We start from the raw sequence: 18,558 nt of genomic DNA on the forward strand, positions 1-18,558 counted from the left end.
AGATCTCTCTAATCTGTCGCCAACTTGGAATACATATTCAGATCACTGAACGTTTCGCCTACCCTCTCGTATGCTCTAAGAGTGCCTTCATATGTGAAATTCAGCTTTTGTAATAGCTTGATAGAATTCACATTGTCAGGGTCAACCTTTGCTTCCATTCGATTCAGCTTCATAGTCAAGAATGCATGAGCTACCAAAGAAGAGATCGCTTCCGTAGCATATCCTTTCCCCCAGTGTGATCTGGCAATGTCATACCCGATTTCTGCTTTAAGATTGTCAAAATCCAGTGAATTATAACCACAGGAACCTATGATTTCGTTGGACTCTTGCGCAAGGATAGAGAACCGAATAGCCTTGTTTTCCTGAGCAAGATCATTCAGAAGATTAATCATTTCTATGGCTTGATTTTCATCCGTAAAATGAGTGATATTCATAAACCTAGTTACATCCGGATCAGACCAAATTTTAAACAAGCTGGCCGCATCCGATACGTTCATTTTTCGCAAATATAACCGTTCTGTGTGTAACTCTGTAATCAATACTCTTACCTCCATTAGTTTATTAATAGTTGGGTTTAAGATATTGATATCTGCGCATAGTCCAGTCCCTTCCGTGTATGAATCATTTCATTATACAGAGACTTCAGCAATAGATCACCCTTTCTGTCCACGAATCTGTCCATTCAGCCATCATTGCCAAATCCATCTACTTCCAATACCCGCCAACCTGAAGCAAATTGAGTAAAATAGGTCTATGCTTCGCCTGAACCCGTTCCATTTCGGCAACCAGTGCCTTGAAGTGACGTTTGGTTCCCATCGACTCATGCAATCGGTAACACATCAGAGGTTCATTGTAGTAGAACAACTCATACATTGGAAACAGCCTCATCCACATCTCATAGTCATGGGTGTAGCGAAAATCAGTGTCGAACAGTCCAAACCGCTCAAATGCTTCCATCTCTAACATGACAGTACAGCCGTTGATCGGACAACCTTCCAGCAGTACCTGCAACATCTCCAGACGACTTCCCACTTCCGGATGCACCGTATCCAACCATTCACTCTTCTCATTCACATAATGGTAGGCACCATGGCAGAATGAAGCTTTGACCTCTCGCATAAACTTCAGTTGTTTCTCCACCCGGTCCAGCAGCATCACATCATCCGAGCTGAGCCAGACAAAGTAATCCCCTGTTGCATGTTTGATGCCCTCATTCAATGCTGTCGCGGTTCCACCGTTTTCTTTGTGAATATAGCGGATGGAATCCATGAATGGCTGTAGCCGCTCCACGTGCTCGGTTGACCCATCATCCACCACGATGACTTCGATATGCGGATACGTCTGGTGAATGGCACTGTGAACAGCCTGCTCGATATAAGCACAATTGTAAAAAGGAATGACGATCGATACTTTTGGCTCCATTCGGGCCTTCCCCTCCTCTTACTGTCTTAGGTAAAATGCTGCGCAAAGAGGGCGTTAATCAGCCATCTTTTGGCTTTCTTAACCGCCCTCCCTACGCTACCCGCCAAGCGTCGCTATTCGCTGCAACAGCGGTTCGCGATATCTGGACCATACCATGGATGCCTCTCTGCCGATGACATCCGCATGACGTACCGATCCCATTCCCCCATGCCACCGATAGGCAGTAAGTGGTTCATTCAGGTATGGGAACCGATGACCATTCAGCAAAATCCGCATCCAGAGATCCAGATCATGGGTGTAGGGCAGAAGCTCATCAAACAATCCCACTCCGCTGAACAGATCCTTGCGGATCATGACAGTGCAACCGTTGACCGGATTGCTATTAACGAACACTCGCAGCCAATCGAGATCGGCCATCGGTTCAGGCCCACCATGCATTCTGGTAACTGCCGAATGCTCGTTGATATAATGAAAGTTGGTATGTGAGACGAGCACATTCTCACGCTGCATAAACTCCAGCTGATAACGAATTTTATCCGGGTACAGATAATCATCCGAACTGAGCCAGGCCACATATTCACCAGAGGCATGGCGGATGCCATGATTAAGTGCTGAAGCCGTGCCACCATTGCTTTTGCCAAGCACATTAATATAAGGAAGATAGGGTTGAAGCAACTCTGCATGCCGGGTTGAACCGTCATTCACAACAACGATCTCCACATGGGGATACGTCTGGTTCAGCGCACTCTGAATTGCCTGAGGCACATAAGGGCAGTTGTAGAATGGAATGACAATGGATACTCTTGGATTCAACTTGTCGTCCTCCCTTGCTGGACCCGAACATCACTCAGGATATCCTGAAGTGATGTGGCAAATGGAATCATCGGCTGCCAGCCAAGCTTGCGCAGCAGTGATAATTCCTCCTGTTTCCCCGAACCATCCGGACCAGAGGATGCCCCATCCCAGCGAACAGGGACTTCCGCTTCTGTCATGGACAACAGCAGATCTGCAATTTCACCAAGACTGCGCTCGACTCCAGACACCACCGGGTATACTGTACCGCTGGACCCGTGTACCAGGAGGGTCGCATACGCTCTGACGGCATCCCGCACATCCAGAAAGTCACGGGTATTGTCCCGTCCGGACAGACGGAATGCCTCGGTTTTGCCCGCCTGCTCACAGGCAACAACATGGCGTGCAAGCAGTGAACAGATGCCTGTGGAAGGACCCGCACCAATCAGATTGCCTGGCTCCGCCAGCATGATCTGTTGTCCGAAGAGCGACATCCACGACAAGGACACCATCTCTTCCAGCGCTTTACTGAGGCTGTATGGATGTGGAGGCTGGGGAATCCGGCCAGGTTCCGGCGTATATTTTAACCGCGATCCTACAATAACGGTTCGTGCTGTCGGACAACTGCGAAGCGCATCCAGCAGATACAGCACGGCCATCACATTGGTCTCCAGGACCAGTAGCGGATCAGACCACGAATCAGGCACTGAATTTTTGCCAGCGAGATGCAGCACATAGTCGGGCTGCACCTCGCCGATCAGATGACGCACTTGCTGTTTATCATTCAGATCACAGACATGGACCTGAGTACCTTTACCAAATGAATACACATCCGGCCTCCGGACTACCGCCGCAACCACTGCACCCGCTTCCCGAAAATAAGATACGGCATGTCGCCCGGTAAAACCGGAGGCGCCTGTAATCAGAACTTTCTTGCCTCTCAGCTCTGCTCCATCCATAATGCCAACTCCTTCAGCATTGTAGAATAATCCGGCAGGTCTGTCTTCACATCCTCGCGAGTGGACACCAGCGTACGGTCCTGCACTACACTATCATCACGAACAATCGTCACATCCTGCTTATCCCAGGTCTGCTTGAACAATACAAGCAGGTCATGCTTGCTGACAGGTGCCGGATGAGCTAAGTGGATCAGACCACTAACCGATGAGGCCATGTAATGGTCTACCCATTTAGCCAGCTCAAGTGTGGTCACACCGTTCCAGAATACGCGAGTATACCCTCCGACTTCACCTGTGCTGGACATAAACCATTGCATCAGACCAATGCCGCCCTGGCGGATCTCGGGTCCAATGATGGACGTACGGATCGTCAGATGACCTTCATCCTGAACTTCGCCAAGTGCTTTGGTGATGGCGTAAGCTGAAGTCCCATCCGTAACATCATCTTCCCGGTATGATCCCCGTTCTCCGCTGAACACACAGTCTGTGCTGATATGAATCAGGCGTGCACCAATCGTATCTGCAACCCGACGCAGACGATGTGGCAGGAAACCATTAATATGATATGCAGTAATTTTGTCCTCATCTGCAAAGTTGTTCAACACACCTACAGCATTAATAATCACATCCGGGTGCACAGCTTCTACCAATCGATCAACCATGAAGCTGTCGTTCACATCCAGGAGCAGACCATTGGGGTCTGTTACATCCCGAGATGTGTAGAAGACGCTGTGTACACCTTGACGGCGGAAATAGTCGACCAAAATATGGCCGGCCATTCCGTTTCCACCAAGTATCAGCAGTTTCATGACAAGAATCCTCCGCGTTTCAGAATTTCACGAATCTCCTCTTTGGTCATGAGTTGGTGTTCAGAACTGAAACTGTTAAAGGAGACCGGGGGACAATTGGTATAATGTTCACGCAGACCCGGTATGCCCAGGGTAGGAAGAATTACCAGGTACTGCTCATCGTAGACAACGGTGGTCATGCTCTCGAATTCACTCATCAATATTTCATGGATTTTCTCCCCTGGACGAATGCCACGTTCCACAATGCTCACATTCTCCACACCGGAATCCTCAATCAGTACTTCCGCGAGATCAACGATTTTGCAGGTAGGCATCGTCATGACAAAGATTTCTCCGCCGACACTTTCCACCGAAGCTTTGAACAGCAAGGTAATTGCATCCTTCAGCGTAAGAAAAAATCGAGTCATACTCATATCCGTGATGGAGACCTGCCCTTTCTGGCGGATCTGATTCTTGAACAGATGTACCACACTACCGTTTGTTCCCAGTACATTCCCACCCCGTACCGTAACAAACTTGGTATCACTGTGTAACAAGTTTGCATATACAATTAATTTCTCGCCGATCGCTTTTGTCATGCCATAGAAGTTGGACGGATTGGCAGCCTTGTCAGTCGAGATATAGATTACTTTTTCCACCTTGTTCTCAATAGCAGCCTCAATTACGTTTTGTGTACCAATCACATTGGTTTTGAGTGCTTCGTACGGTTGGTCTTCACACACCGGAACATGCTTGAGCGCAGCCAGATGAAATACATAGTCCACATGCTGGCAAGCCGCCGTCAAGGCATCCTTGTCACGAATATCTCCAATCCGGAAATGAAGACGTGGGTCTTCGAATTCACGACTCATAGCCACTTGGCTGGACTCGTTCCGGGAATATACAATAATTTCTTTGGGCTGCTGGGGCAGTAGTTGAGCCACAAGTTCATAACCCCATGATCCCGTACCGCCAGTCACGAGTATACGCTTATTTTCAAACATGCATTTTCCCTCCAAGCAGAAATTTAACCACTTTACTGGATACATCTGTGGCTTTGTAACCTTGCGGGCAATCCCAGTCGCTAGACATCTTTGTCATGACGTTCACGCAATCAGCGATGCGCGCGGCATCCAGACCGGAGACTACATTGCTGCCGCAATCGACCGTTTCCGGCCGTTCGGTAGTTCGACGCATCGTTACGGTCGGCACGCCCATAATACAACACTCCTCCTGCACAGTACCGCTATCCGTAAGTGCACAGCGTGCATGACGTTCAAGCATTACAAAGTCGAAGAATCCAAACGGCTCGTGAAACTCCACCAGCGGGTTCATCTCCAATTGCAGATGCTCCGCAATCCGGATCGCTGTACGGGGATGAATACTGCAGATTACACGCAACCCGTGTTCCTCTGCGACCTGGTTCAGTCCTTTCATAATCTCCAGCAAATGAGGGGCATGATCCACATTCTCGGCTCGATGGGCAGTAACCAGGAAGTATTGCCCGGACTTCAGCTTGAGCTTTTTGAGTATTTTGCTGGAACTTACTTGCGCGTCGTAGTGCTGCATGACTTCATAGATGGGATTGCCCGTTAGCACGATGCGCCTGCTTGGTACCCCTTCACTGACCAAATGTTTCTTGCTCTGTTCCGTGTAAGGCATATTAACGGTAGAGATGGCATCAATAACCTTGCGATTTTTCTCCTCAGGCACATCCAGGTCGAAGCAACGATTGCCTGCTTCCATATGAATAACAGGAACACCCATGCGCTCAGCCAATACTGCACATAATGCGCTATTGGTATCGCCAAGCAGCAGCAATTTATCGGGCTTCTCCTGCAATATCAGATCTTCCATCTGCGTAAACATCGAGGATAGCTGTCGTCCCAGAGTGGCCGCTTCATCCTGAAGAACGTAATCCGGTGCACGCAGGCCCATTTCCTTGAAAAAGAGACCGCTGAGACTTTCCGTGAAGTTCTGTCCCGTATGCACCAGAATATGTTTGGACGCGTACTGGTCCAGCTTGGAGATGATCAGGCTGAGCCGTATGATCTCAGGTCTCGTACCCAGCACCGTCATGATCTTCATCGTAATCCCTGCCTTCATCTTGTATTGGAACCCTTGCGCCCTGCTCGGCTACGTCCTGCCTTGGCAGATTTGCGTCTGCGACTAGCCGATTTCCCCATATGTGGACGTGGTCCCTTCGTTGTACGGATTCTCCCCTTACGTCTGCCAGTTCCGGAAGTACGTTTCAGCCCCCCACGGTCTCGGCGAGAATGAGGTGCAAGTGGCTTGCGACGACGCTTCCGTGCTTTGCCCCTCTGTAGAATGGGCTTTGGCTTTGCAGCTGGGCCAGTACCTGAGGCAACAGGAGCATCGTGACCCAATGCGATTGGAGGTAATGAGGAATGTGGCAACGCCTGTATGACGGTCAGTGGGAATAATAGTGCCCGAACCGTAGTCGGCTCCAGAACCAGTACAGTGCGTAGTCCTCCCTCCCCATGGGTATACACAGGTCCATTCGGAGGTTGGATATAAGCAAACCATCCGGGAAAACGCAATAACCACTGTGTCACCATCGTATGCAGTTTCGTTCGGTAGGTTTCAACGCCGTAGAGCCTTTCCGCTTCTGTCCGATTACGCCATCCTGTATTTGAGGCCAGCTCTGCATCATTCAGCAAGGTTGTTGCCAAGGTGACAAGCGCTTCGGTATCGCCCGGCGGGGCCAAAAATGCATCACTGCCTACGGATTCCATTAACTCCTTCAGTCCACCCTGAGCAAAAGCGATGACCGGTTTGGCAAAATAGAGACCCTCCAGTGCGGTCATGCCAAATCCTTCTTTGACCATGCTTGGGATGACCAGGATATCCATCGCGGTATATGCCAGAGATACGTTCTCTTCAAATGTGGTGAAGGTAAACCGGCGTGAATACCCGGATTTTCTCACCCGTGATACACACTCGTCGTAATACTTTTTATCCGATGGTGCCCCGATGATCCAGAAGCGACAACGCGAATGCGTTTCACAGATCCTCAAGGCCATATCCACAAAAGGTTTCAACCCTTTAGCATCATATATAAATGAAGAAATATAACCGATACAGGTCTGTGATGATTTGAAACCGAGCTCCTTACGCTTGCGTTCGCGCAGATGAACCCAGCGGTCCGGTTCTGGTAGCGCGGGTTCCCAAGTTGGGGAGATAATGGTCACTTTGTCACCTATGCCGGCTTCTTGGAATGGGGCTACCGCTGTCTCGGATATACCGATAATCCAATCCGCGTAACGGCCAATCATCTGGATCGCCTCGGTTGTATGTTCATTCGTATGAATGATCTCGGTAATCTTCCAGATGACCGGAATCTGAAGGGATTTTGCCGCTACAGCCGGCAGCACATTAACGCAGGTGTTCGTTAACACCATATCGGGAGCAGTCTCCCGTATGAGGGAGACCGCTTCCTGATACGCTGGTGTATGGCGAAGTTGCTCCGCATCATCTGCAATGCCCAAGTAAGGTGTGTACACACCGTGAAGCATCGGCAGAGTGCATATTTTGACCTGAATGCCGAATCTTCGCGCAAGCCCCGCAAGCTTCCCCTCCTGAGGGGCTACGAGCACACATTCAAAGATCGTACCGATCTCTCTCATAAAATGAAGCAGCAGCTTCTCGGCGCCTGTAATGCTGCGAGTATTACACACATGTGAAAATAACATCAGCTTTGGTTTCGTTGCCATGGCCGCACGGACCCTGTACACGGGTATCCGATACAGGGTACTGTGCACACCTCCTCCCGGCCAGAATTAAGGGAATATGATGGTTAACATATCATTAATTCTTTTGCCATACGTGTGGTCTTTCAGTGTACGTTCGAGTCCACGAAGTGCAATCTCACGGCGTTCCTTTTCATGAGTAAGATAATATTCCACTTTGTCGAGTAACTCCTGCGGCGAGGAATACGTCTCAATCTCCACACCTGGTTTGTAGAAGCGCGCAATGTCATCCCGGGCGTCGGTCAGCTGCAGTGTCGTGGACGCGGCAATTTCAAACGTTCTCGGGTTTGGTGAAGCTGGCGCGATTTTGAGGTGATTATTATTGACGGAATCATCTTCGTGGGATCGATGCAGGTTGATGACAATTTTGGTGCCATTGTACACATCATTGGTCTCCGGCGGACTCATCCAGCGACCGAGTTCAATCTTCTCGCCATAGGCAGTATAGTCAGGCAGGCGATCCCACCAGATTCCGTTAAATACCGTATTGTGTGACATCAACTGAGGCATGATCGGATTGAAGAAGTATACACGGTTCCAGTAAGCCGAGCCGATAAAGCTAACATCCCGTTTTAACGGGGAAGGGGTTGTAATCGGAAAGTAATGATTAGTGAATGCGGCAAAAGGGAGGTAGTGAACTGACGCGCAGCCGATTTGTCGATATAGATCGATACAGTTCAGTTCCAACGTGAAGACATGGTCAAAATGTGTCACAATATCCAGCGTCATATCTGTATAGTACGGGTCATCCGTCAGCCAGATCGCCGTCTGAATGCCCGCTTGGCGAATCGCATCGATATGCTCGATGGGAATATCCATTCCATCCAGCACAAGCACAAGATCAGGACGCGTCTGCAGCGCAATTTCAGAAATCGGTTGACGCGGATCAGAGAGGGTTACTTGAGCTACCATACCCTGTAGCGTGGCCATAATGGCCTCATCCAACGGGGAATAAGGGAAGCCTTTACCCGAGGATACATACAGCACATGAAGCTGTCGGAAAGGCAACGGTTCCTGTGCACAATTCACAATATAGTTGGCGCGACCGCGCAGATATCCTTCTTCCTTACCTGCGTCATATCCGGCATGTTGCCCATTTTTGCGCGCTTGATCAGCCAGGCTCAGTACGGGTGAATGAACCTTTTTGGTTTTACGGTGTTTGAGAGACATACCGCCACTCCTTTATTTTTTGGGATAGGGTTCTTGTTGATGCTGCACTTCAGACGGGGATTACAAATGTTCCAGCAACTGACCGATGCGCCGAGTGAATGTGTGCTGGTTCATTGTGGTGAGAAGTCCACGCCACGCCATCGCTTGTCGTTCTTCTTCATGCTTCAGATAATAGTGGATCTTGCGCTGAAGTTCCGCTGCGTTGGTGAACGTCTCGATGTCATATCCCGGCTTATAATAACGGGGTAAATCTGCACGTGCATCCGTAATCTGCATTGTGCCGCAGGCGCTGATCTCATACGTGCGTGGATTAATCGAGTGACCTTCAAGATGATGTGTATTGCGATTGTCTTCCCCATTCTCGCAAGTCCGGTGAATGTTAATGACAATCTTGGCGCCATTGTAATAATTTACTGTCTCTCCAGGAGCAATCCATCCTTCGTGGATGAAACGGCCTAGTACATCAAAGCGTGCCAACCGATTCCACTGGCTACCCGCAATGAATACCTTTTTGTCCGCTAGAAAAGGGGCCAGCTCATCAAACAAGGCAATCCGGTTCCAGAATCCGGTACCGATAAAACAAATGTCGTGCTGATGCTGCGGTGCCGCACGCCGCGGTTGAAACATGCCTGGATTCACCGCGAGTGGCATATAGATAACCTGGTTCGCTCCATGTCCCAGATAGAAGGGCACCGCGGCCTCTTCATGCGTGAACACGATATCATAGTGCTGGCAAAGGGACGTTGTATCTTCTGTGAAATACGGATCATCCACAAACCACACGGCAGTTCGGATACCGAGTGCACGTATGCCATTCACCTGCTCTACATGATCTGCGGGAAATACATGCAGACCATTCATGACGAGCACAACATCGGGCCGATGCTGACTGGCTTCCTGCAACATCGCTGCTGGCGATCCAACAACGCATTCACGTACAGATTGCTGCAGAGCCAAGGTGACACCTTCATCGATGGCATCGAATCCTTGCGGGATATATAACACCTTCATGTCCCGCAGGGTCGGTTCAAACATCTGCACCCGCTCCATCATGGCTTGACAGCCGCCAAATCTGCGGCCTTCTGCATATCCGCCGCGGTAAGCCGTTTCCGCTTCGGTCAGCGGACGGTGCCTTCGTTTTGCCACATTCTTCACCCTGTCTTCCTTCAGGAGATCTCACTTCCAGACTCTCCCCGAGATTGGTCTTCCCTCTAAAGGATATGCCTCGGGGTCAGATGCATCATGGACGGGTGTCCTGCAAGGCGCAAAATTGGCGCATGCCCTCCACATCCGCCTGTACGGGCATGTCCGCTTTTGCGGCGATGCAAATAACCCGGAGGGATCTGTACCCCCCCGGGCTAACTGTTATACAGGTATCATTCCATGCAGGAATAATCGTGTCTACTCGGTTACTGTGCTTTGTACGCCAGCTGATGTCCGTCCTCGAATCCCTTGGCGAAACCCGCGTTGAATCCCTCGTTGTACGCCTCGTTGTATCCCTGGCTGTACGCACCGTCCGGGTTCGGATCGGTAGGGGTAGCCGGGACGACTGGTTGTACGGGCTTTGGACTCCGGTGCCGCCGTACCGCACGTTTCTTTTTTTTGAGCCACGCACTACGTCCTTTAAGTGGGCGTTTGTGAAGAACACGTTTGGCTCTGAGCGCACGCAGTTTGCGAATTTTGCGCAGACGGGCTCCACGGATTAACAAAGCTCTTTTGGTTCTCAGTCGTATTTTCTTCTTTTTTAACATGTCAACATTCCTCCTGTATGTCCCGAACGATACGAATTGCACACCCGGGGTCTTTGAGCCACGGCAAGCCAGGCTCCCCATGCTGGATTCGGGCCAGCCTGATTCCCGTAACCATACGAGACATTTCTTCCTGATAGCGACTCAGCAAACGAATGTTCTCGGCCAGACTGCGGGCGGATACTTCCGAATGAGCAGTTACACTGGCTACACTGTCCAGAATGCGTGCCAGCGCCTGCTGACTGTGTGCAATGGATTCAATGAGCGCCAGTTTGGCTTCCTGCTCACGCCGCATCAGACTCATTTTCCCATGTCTCCCAGATCCATGCCGCCAAACATGCCCCCGTCCATACCGCCGCCATCTTCGCTATCGTTCTGCACCATCACCGCTTTGAGATTGTTGCACAGTCCGGTCTCCATCCGGGTTAATCCTTCCAGCAATTCCACCAGCTGATCATGCATTTTGAGCGGCTCGCCTACCTGATCCCCATGCGTCAGAAAGGTATCTCCATTCAAATGATTCAGCGTCCAGTTCCGTACCTTCTCGGCCTCAATCGCTTTTGCCTCCAGGATCAGGGCAATATTCCACTGCATTTTGGCTGCTGCGTCCAGCATCAGAATGAGGCTCTGTTCTCTACTCATGTTCCTTCACCCGCCTTCCGGGCTTATTCTTCTTCTTGAACCGCGATCTCCCGCATGACTTGGGTCAGTGTTTCGGCTACAGCCTCTTCCAGATCTGCAAGGCCCCCCAAGTAAGAGATAATGCTTTTGTTGATTTGCCCAGAGCTATCCAGCAGACCGTCAACGCCATCCAACTCCGGTTCGATATCTGGCAAATGATTGATGATTTCAGACATGCGTACAGCGACTTGGCGTTTGGCATCCAGCACACGTGCGATCTGCTGGTGAGAGTGTGCAATATGTGTGATGATTTCATCGATTTTGCTCTGCATGGTCCTCCTCCTTACCGTCACGGCCTGCTTCACCCATAGAAAAACCCGGCCTATCAGCATTTGCCTGTTACAGCATATGCCGGGCCGGGATCGTCAGTTACTACAGCTTGCGCCTATATCGTCAGATGACATAACTCCAGTCGGAAGAATATCGACTGAGGAATTGGCGAGTACGTTCCTGCTTGGGACGTACAAACACCTCCTCCGGGGTTCCTTCCTCCACAACGGAACCTCCATCCATGAATACAACCCGATTTGCCACCTCACGGGCAAACCCCATTTCATGGGTAACTACAATCATGGTAATCCCCTCTTGAGCAATGGAGCGGATGACAGACAACACCTCACCCACAAGCTCGGGGTCCAACGCCGAGGTCGGTTCATCAAACAAAATCACTTCGGGATTCAGTGCCAGTGCTCTGGCAATGCCCACCCGTTGCTGTTGTCCACCTGACAACATACTTGGATACTCATTGATTTTGGCAGACAATCCAACTTGTTCAAGCACGCGCAAGGCACGAGTGCGGGCATCGGCTTTGGACATTTTCTGGGCAATAATTAATCCCTCGGTGACGTTATCCAGCACTGTCTTGTGTTTGAACAGATTATAATGCTGGAACACCATCGCTGTTTTTCGTCTCAACTGCACAATGTCATGTTTGCGTGCATGCTTGCAATCGACGGTTAATCCACTGATCTGAACCTCGCCCTCATCGGCACGTTCCAGAAAATTGACGCAGCGCAGCAGCGTTGTTTTACCTGATCCGCTCGGTCCAAGGATCGCTACGACATCACCCTGTTCCACGGTCAGATCAATTCCCTTCAATACTTCCTGCTTGCCAAAAGTTTTGTGTATGTTGGTTAGTGTAATCATGACACGCCTCCTTTGCTGTACACGGCAACCCGACGCTCAAGCAGAGCAGTGATCCGCTCGGCAATGATAGTCAGCCCCCAATAGATAAACGCTGCGGCGATAAAGGCCTCCAGAAACTTCAGACTGACGGATGCCACCACATCCGCTTTACCGAGGATGTCCATCTGAGACACGGTAAAAGCAAGTGTTGATCCATGCAGGAACCCAACAAACATACTGCACAGGTTTGGCAATACAGCCCCGATCGCTTGAGGGATGATGATGCGCCTTAAAGCCTGGAATGTGCTCATGCCTACAGCGTGAGCCGCCTCCATCTGGCCGATATCCACAGCAAGAATGCCTGAACGGATAATCTCGGACATATAGGCGCCCGCAGTGAGCGAGAAAGCAATCAGTACAAATACGAGAATAGGAATCGACGAGGATTGGAAAGCCCAACCGTAACGTTCCGCCAGCTTATCGATAATCATCGGAATGCCGTAATAGATGAGGAATAGATGCATCAGCATCGGTGTTCCACGCAGGAATGAAACGTAGAAGTCAGCAATGCGGTGAATCCACCGCACGCGATAGATACGGATCAGAGCCGTAGCCAGACCGATTCCGAAGCCTGCAATCAACGGAACAATCGTAATGACAAGTGTCAGTGGCAATGCCTTCAGGATTTGAAAAAAAGATGTATAGATAAACTGGAGATCAATCGACATATGCTCACCCCGCTATTCGTTTCAGTGCGAGTTCAAACCTCTTTCAGACGTTTGGCTCGAATGGCCGGTTTGTGTACAACTCTCTTGCGTTCATGACGCTGGAGTCTGCGTTCTGCAAAGGCAAATCCTTTTTCAAGCACAATCACAATGACATAATAGACCACAGACAGACTGATATACACCTCAAGTGCGTGCGATGTAGCCGAAATTAACGTCTGCCCTCTGCCCACCATATCCATGACACCAATGGAGAAGGCCAGAGATGTATCCTTCAATGAGCCAATTAACGTATTGGCCATGTTCGGAAAAGCAACAATCAGAGCCTGCGGAACAACAATCCGCCGAAAAGACTGGAATGTGGTCATACCCGCAGCATAGGCTGCTTCCGTCTGGCCTTTATCCACACTGCGCACCGCTCCGCGAAAGATCTCGGCAAAGGATGCCGCATCACTAAGCGCATAGGTCACAATGACAAATAACAACGGGTCGGTTCTCGACAGGTCGATGCCAATGGGTTTGAGCAACTCGGGAAGTCCGTAATACACCAGGAATAATTTGATCAGGATCGGTGTGCCCCGCATGAATGAGACGTACAGGGTAGCCAACTGGCTTAGTACCGGGATTCGATACAGCCGGGGAACGGCCAGAAGCACGCCGCCCACCAGTCCGAGCACGATGGAACCCCCCAGTACAATCAGTGTTATATGCAAATATCGTAGCAGTTCCGGGATGAAATCCAGAACCAATGACAGATCAAATGATTTTCCCATTACCGCTGCACACCTTTCTCAGACTACTCTTCAACCGTATAGTCAGCTCCAAGCCACTCTGTGCTCAGTTTGCCTAACGTTCCGTCTTCTTTGATCGCTTTGAGCGCTTCGTCCACTTTGGTTTTGAGTTCCTGCTCATCTTTGTTCAGAATGAAGTACACTTTGGAGTTGGAGAGGGCATCGCCTACCGTTTTCAGCTGAGCATCAACCGCCTTATTCTGATAATCAATGGCAAACTGAGTGCTGATGGTGGCATCCACCCGGCCTGTTTTGATCTGGGTATTGGTATCCTCACCCGCTCCGGAATAAACGATATCAATCCCGTTGCCGTTCGCTGCATTCCATTTCTCAGCAAGTACAGCCGCATTACTTGTAGCACCAACAATCAGTTTTTTCCCTTTGAGATCCTCAATCGATTTTACTTCCTCATTTTTCTGACTTACGACAATTTTATTTGGAAAAATATTATAGGCTTCATCATTAAACAGGAACTTGGCCTGTCTCTCATCATTCACTTCCATCTGGTGAGCGATCAGGTCAATTTTTTTCGTTTCCAGACTCAGCAGCAGGTTTTTGAAATCCATCGTGCTGAATTCGAATTCATATTCAGGCAAACGTTTGTCGATCTCCCGGATCAGTTCCACATCATAACCTGTTAACTTGCCATTCTCATCAATGAAGCAGACATTCGGAAACTGTGTACCTGTTCCTACAATGATCTTTTTCACTTTGGTGTCGCCTGCTGCCAAAGCAGATTCTGAATCATTACTTGCAGTTCCTGTGCTGCATCCAGCCAGTACCGCCAGCATTGTAATGAACAGCAGTGCTGTCCGGAATTTTTGAATCCCCCGTTTTTTAACCATTCCCAATCTCCTCCACAGGCTGTTATCACAGCGAATATGATGTGTACTCCCCATCCTCAAATCCCTTAACAAACCATTCATACTTGTATACTCGGAATTAGGTTGAACAAAGAATATCATTACAAGTTATATTTGGCAATAACTAAACTAATAGGACATCCTGATAAGGTTATAGAACTTCTCTATAGGACAAGAAGAAGCCATCCTCCATATCAATTGGTGGATGGCTTCTTCTTGTATGACTCTCACTGATTATACCATTTTGGCGGTGCATCACCTGGTGTATACACTACTCATCTATCTGCGACTCGCCCATTTAATTTTACGTGCAACTTCCACTCGCTGTAATTGTAAGAGACCGATCCGTTCCTCGAACTTCTTGCGTTCGTCCATGGAATGAGCGGCATGAATCTGGTGGCACAGACCTGTCAGTTTGCTGTTGATGTAATCAAACCGTGTCCATAACTCCTCTTCAGGTGTGCGCTGCTGCTCCGTCGCCGTCTGAAATATTTTGAGTTGGCGGATAAGGGATTGTTGCCATTCCTGATCCTGAATTTGGATGGCAAAATGCAAAAGATCCAGATAGTCATCAATTTGCAACGAAACGCCGCAATCAGATTTAGTGTTCATCGTCGTCTCTCCTTATTTCAGTACTTGGCTGGAATCATTACTTCTATCTTACAGGAACAAGCCCACTGAAAGCGAGTACTGAACGATTAAATTTCGGGAAAATTTTTATTTTTTTATGTTAAAACAGCTTTACATTTCCATTAAGACCAATCTGGCAGGATATTGATATTGGTACATATGAAATTGGTAATAAAAACCCGCGTTAAGGAAACAAGTTCTTTCCTCAAAACGGGTTTTTCATCATTTTATATATAATATTAGCACATATAAAATCAGCCGCTTTTCCCATCTCGCTGCTGTCTGGTCATCAGTAACATGAGAAACGAGATGATAATAATGGAAACAGTCCATGCCCAGGCCATGGTCTGATTGCCCGAATCCACAGCGACATAGATTGCCGTAGGTACCGTTTGTGTTTTGCCCGGAATATTGCCTGCAATCATCAGTGTGGCTCCGAATTCCCCAAGTGCACGGGCAAAGCCCAGGATGAAAGCAGTCATCAATGCTCTGCCTGCGAGCGGCAGGGAGATGTAACGAAAGACCTGCCACTCATTCGCCCCAATCGAACGACCCGCATCCTCCAGATCACGATCCACACCACTGAATCCCGATTTCATCGTCTGATACACGAGTGGAAAAGCAACCACCACCGAAGCAATCACCGCAGCCCACCAGGTGAAAATAACCGGTGCGGAGAATATGGCTTCGATCCATTGTCCAAACAGACTTTTACGCCCCAGTATGACAAGTAACAGAAATCCAACCACCGTCGGAGGAAGGACTAGCGGCAGCATAAATGCCGTTTCCAGCAGAATCTTTCCCCGAAATGAAGAACGTGACATCTTCCAGGCTATCGCAATTCCAAGCACCGTGGCCACCACGCTGGATAACAGCGCAACCTGAAGTGATAAGCGCACCGGTGACCAGAATACGGACCAGTCTATGGCGTTCACATTCATTCCGGAATTGTGAATCCGTATTTCTTGAAGATATCGAGCACTTCAGGGGTTTGTAAATACGCATAGAATTGTTCGGCTTCCGTACGGTGTTTCGTTCCTTCAATAATACCTACCGGATAATTGGCTGGTGTGTAGCTATTCTTCTCCACCTCAAACGCAATTTTCACCTGATCCGAAGTAAGAGCATCCGTTTTATATACAAATCCTGCATCTGCATTACCTGTCTCTACATATTGAAGAACCTGTCTAACGTCTTTCCCCTGCACAAGTTTGCTTTCCAGTTCATCCCACAGCTTGGCATTGGTCAGAGCTTCCTTGGCATAGGTTCCCGCAGGCACACTTTCCGGAATCCCAATCGCTACCGTCCTGATGGAGTCGCTGGTGAGATCCGTTTCACTGGTTACTGTGTGGGTCCCATCTGCTGGCACAATCGCCACCAGTGAATTCTGTAGCAAGTTCTTCTGATCGCCCGATGCAATCAGGTTTTCATCCACTAGCGCATTCATATTTTTTGTTGCCGCCGATACAAAGACATCAGCCGGGGCACCCTGTTCAATCTGCTGTTGCAAGGCACCCGAGGCGCCAAAGTTAAAATTAAGTTCTATATAAGGATTAGCTAGCTCATAATTGTTTTCAATCTCTTTCATCGCATCGGTCAGACTTGCCGCCGCAGAGATTGTCAGATCTACCGTTTCCTGCGGATCGGTATTTTCTGCTGATGAACTTTCACCTGATGCCGCTGGTGTTGAGGTCGTTTGTTCTGCACCCGTGGATGTATCCGTAGTGCCCGTGTTTGCGCCGCAACCAGCCAATACAAGAGCCAGTCCCAGTGACATACTTCCCAACACATATCCAATTCTCTTTCTCATTCATTTCTCCCCCAACGTTATCTTTAGATATAACTAGTTATAATTGATTATATCTAATTATACACAAGACAAAAAAAATGGGAAGGTGATTAAGATCACATTTGGCTTTTGTTATCTGTCCTATGCGTGTATTGCGTGTTCTCAGGTTTATGGCATCCCTCAATTAATGATATAGTACAAGAAACATTCATAACAAAACCATCATTGCTCTATACCTTTGAAGGAGGATCTTCACTTATGACGGAGGAGCAATCCTACACAACCGAAGAAATATCCAAGCTACTCAAAATATCGAAACTGACAGTTTATGACCTGATCAAAAAAGGAGACCTCGTCGCATACCGTGTAGGTAAACAAATGCGGATTGATGCTACCGATCTGGAGGCATATAAACGTCGCTCCAAGCAACTTCAGTCCTCAGGTCAGCGTATCCCGACTCCTCATCAGACCTCGGCATCAGGAACTCACCCAGGTCAGGGTGATTTTCAGAGAACTTCCTTACAATCAACTACACCCGTTGGGTCTGCGCATGCGATTACTCCAGCGAGTTCTGCCCATGCAATGACTGCTGTACCACGGCATCTGGTCATAACAGGTCAGGATGTCAGTCTGGACATTTTAATGCGCCATATGGAAAAACAAACTCGGGACATTCGTCCGCTACGTTCGTTCATGGGTAGTCTGGATGGGCTTATCTCGATGTATCGCGGTGAGTCCGATCTGGTCAGCACCCATCTGCTCGACGGAGATACCGGTGAGTATAATCTGCCGTATATTCGCAAAATTCTGACAGGACGATCTTATGTTGTGGTGAACTTGCTATCACGTCCTGCCGGACTGTACGTACAGCGTGGTAATCCGCAGAACTTACAGAATTGGACCGATCTGAGCAAGCCTGAGCTTCGACTCGCTAATCGGGAGATAGGTTCTGGCGCGCGTGTATTGCTGGATGAGCAACTTCGACTGCATGGAATTCCTGCCGCAGGTCTGATCGGATATCAAGTCGAAGAAACCAGTCACATGGGCGTGGCGGCCAAAGTCAGTTCAGGTGAAGCTGATGTCGGAGTTGGCATTGAGAAGGCTGCGCGACTTGTGGGACAGGTTGATTTTATCCCGCTCATTCAGGAACGTTATGATCTGGTCATGCTGAGGAAGCAAGGTAATGAAGCCTGGACAGAATCTGTACTGCGAATTCTCCAATCGCCGGAGTTCAGACAGGAACTGCAATCATTCGAGGGATATGATGTATCCCGGACAGGTGAGATTTTGTACGAAGCATAGTTA

The 18,558-nt window shown here is 49.0% G+C and carries 22 protein-coding genes; 1 reads left to right on the plus strand and 21 read right to left on the minus strand.

All coding sequences use genetic code 11. The features are described from left to right. Positions 1-8: 8 nt before the first annotated feature. The 21 genes from MKY66_RS24000 to modA form a co-directional block, all read right to left on the minus strand. Complete coding sequence (locus MKY66_RS24000; RefSeq protein WP_076211218.1) at positions 9-539, minus strand: GNAT family protein; 531 nt, start codon at positions 537-539, stop codon at positions 9-11. Positions 540-705: 166 nt separating this feature from the next. Then, positions 706-1,422, minus strand: coding sequence for a glycosyltransferase (locus MKY66_RS24005; protein WP_076211216.1), 717 nt, complete (start codon positions 1,420-1,422; stop codon positions 706-708). Between the two features lie 96 nt (positions 1,423-1,518). Next, the gene (locus MKY66_RS24010; protein ID WP_076211214.1) at positions 1,519-2,235 is read right to left on the minus strand and encodes a glycosyltransferase; all 717 of its coding nucleotides are present in this window, start codon (positions 2,233-2,235) and stop codon (positions 1,519-1,521) included. After that, positions 2,232-3,173 carry an NAD-dependent epimerase/dehydratase family protein gene (locus tag MKY66_RS24015; RefSeq protein ID WP_076211212.1) on the minus strand — a complete coding sequence of 314 codons (942 nt, stop codon included), beginning with the start codon at positions 3,171-3,173 and terminating at the stop codon, positions 2,232-2,234. Before MKY66_RS24015 ends, MKY66_RS24010 begins: the two co-directional genes overlap by 4 nt. Next, positions 3,155-3,982: an SDR family oxidoreductase gene (locus tag MKY66_RS24020; RefSeq protein ID WP_076211210.1), complete on the minus strand. Its 828-nt coding sequence runs from the start codon at positions 3,980-3,982 to the stop codon at positions 3,155-3,157. The genes MKY66_RS24015 and MKY66_RS24020 overlap by 19 nt, the downstream gene beginning before the upstream one ends. After that, positions 3,979-4,965, minus strand: a complete 987-nt coding sequence (locus MKY66_RS24025) for a polysaccharide biosynthesis protein (protein ID WP_017692517.1) — start codon at positions 4,963-4,965, stop codon at positions 3,979-3,981. The genes MKY66_RS24020 and MKY66_RS24025 overlap by 4 nt, the downstream gene beginning before the upstream one ends. After that, positions 4,958-6,049 carry a UDP-N-acetylglucosamine 2-epimerase (non-hydrolyzing) gene (gene wecB, locus MKY66_RS24030; protein ID WP_076211326.1) on the minus strand — a complete coding sequence of 364 codons (1,092 nt, stop codon included), beginning with the start codon at positions 6,047-6,049 and terminating at the stop codon, positions 4,958-4,960. Before wecB ends, MKY66_RS24025 begins: the two co-directional genes overlap by 8 nt. Positions 6,050-6,063: 14 nt before the next feature. Next, a complete protein-coding gene (locus tag MKY66_RS24035) occupies positions 6,064-7,695 on the minus strand; it encodes a glycosyltransferase family 4 protein (RefSeq protein ID WP_143760321.1) in 1,632 nt (543 codons plus the stop codon). Between the two features lie 66 nt (positions 7,696-7,761). Continuing rightward, positions 7,762-8,901, minus strand: coding sequence for a glycosyltransferase (locus tag MKY66_RS24040; RefSeq protein ID WP_076211208.1), 1,140 nt, complete (start codon positions 8,899-8,901; stop codon positions 7,762-7,764). Between the two features lie 60 nt (positions 8,902-8,961). After that, positions 8,962-10,056: a glycosyltransferase gene (locus MKY66_RS24045; protein ID WP_076211206.1), complete on the minus strand. Its 1,095-nt coding sequence runs from the start codon at positions 10,054-10,056 to the stop codon at positions 8,962-8,964. A gap of 254 nt (positions 10,057-10,310) precedes the next feature. Then, the gene (locus MKY66_RS24050) at positions 10,311-10,652 is read right to left on the minus strand and encodes a hypothetical protein (protein WP_051446920.1); all 342 of its coding nucleotides are present in this window, start codon (positions 10,650-10,652) and stop codon (positions 10,311-10,313) included. Between the two features lies 1 nt (position 10,653). Next, complete coding sequence (locus tag MKY66_RS24055) at positions 10,654-10,953, minus strand: hypothetical protein (RefSeq protein ID WP_076211204.1); 300 nt, start codon at positions 10,951-10,953, stop codon at positions 10,654-10,656. After that, positions 10,950-11,291, minus strand: coding sequence for a hypothetical protein (locus MKY66_RS24060; protein WP_017692510.1), 342 nt, complete (start codon positions 11,289-11,291; stop codon positions 10,950-10,952). Before MKY66_RS24060 ends, MKY66_RS24055 begins: the two co-directional genes overlap by 4 nt. Positions 11,292-11,314: 23 nt before the next feature. After that, positions 11,315-11,602, minus strand: coding sequence for a hypothetical protein (locus tag MKY66_RS24065; protein ID WP_017692509.1), 288 nt, complete (start codon positions 11,600-11,602; stop codon positions 11,315-11,317). 121 nt (positions 11,603-11,723) lie between these two features. Then, a complete protein-coding gene (locus MKY66_RS24070; RefSeq protein WP_017692508.1) occupies positions 11,724-12,476 on the minus strand; it encodes an amino acid ABC transporter ATP-binding protein in 753 nt (250 codons plus the stop codon). Then, a complete protein-coding gene (locus MKY66_RS24075; RefSeq protein ID WP_036673453.1) occupies positions 12,473-13,183 on the minus strand; it encodes an amino acid ABC transporter permease in 711 nt (236 codons plus the stop codon). The genes MKY66_RS24070 and MKY66_RS24075 overlap by 4 nt, the downstream gene beginning before the upstream one ends. Before the next feature lie 32 nt (positions 13,184-13,215). Beyond that, on the minus strand, positions 13,216-13,953 hold the full coding sequence (locus MKY66_RS24080; protein WP_076211202.1) for an amino acid ABC transporter permease: 738 nt from the start codon (positions 13,951-13,953) through the stop codon (positions 13,216-13,218). 23 nt (positions 13,954-13,976) lie between these two features. Further along, complete coding sequence (locus MKY66_RS24085) at positions 13,977-14,816, minus strand: transporter substrate-binding domain-containing protein (protein ID WP_083657064.1); 840 nt, start codon at positions 14,814-14,816, stop codon at positions 13,977-13,979. A 297-nt stretch (positions 14,817-15,113) separates the two neighbouring features. Then, positions 15,114-15,446: a hypothetical protein gene (locus tag MKY66_RS24090; protein ID WP_017692504.1), complete on the minus strand. Its 333-nt coding sequence runs from the start codon at positions 15,444-15,446 to the stop codon at positions 15,114-15,116. Between the two features lie 272 nt (positions 15,447-15,718). Further along, positions 15,719-16,405: a molybdate ABC transporter permease subunit gene (gene modB / locus MKY66_RS24095; RefSeq protein WP_083657062.1), complete on the minus strand. Its 687-nt coding sequence runs from the start codon at positions 16,403-16,405 to the stop codon at positions 15,719-15,721. Continuing rightward, positions 16,402-17,274: a molybdate ABC transporter substrate-binding protein gene (gene modA, locus MKY66_RS24100; RefSeq protein WP_076211201.1), complete on the minus strand. Its 873-nt coding sequence runs from the start codon at positions 17,272-17,274 to the stop codon at positions 16,402-16,404. Before modA ends, modB begins: the two co-directional genes overlap by 4 nt. A 237-nt stretch (positions 17,275-17,511) precedes the next feature. On the opposite strand from modA, the gene MKY66_RS24105 reads away from it, so the two are divergent. After that, positions 17,512-18,555, plus strand: a complete 1,044-nt coding sequence (locus tag MKY66_RS24105) for a helix-turn-helix transcriptional regulator (RefSeq protein ID WP_076211199.1) — start codon at positions 17,512-17,514, stop codon at positions 18,553-18,555. Positions 18,556-18,558: the final 3 nt, after the last annotated feature.

The sequence above is a fragment of the Paenibacillus sp. FSL R5-0766 genome, assembly GCF_037971845.1.
Taxonomy (GTDB): domain Bacteria; phylum Bacillota; class Bacilli; order Paenibacillales; family Paenibacillaceae; genus Paenibacillus.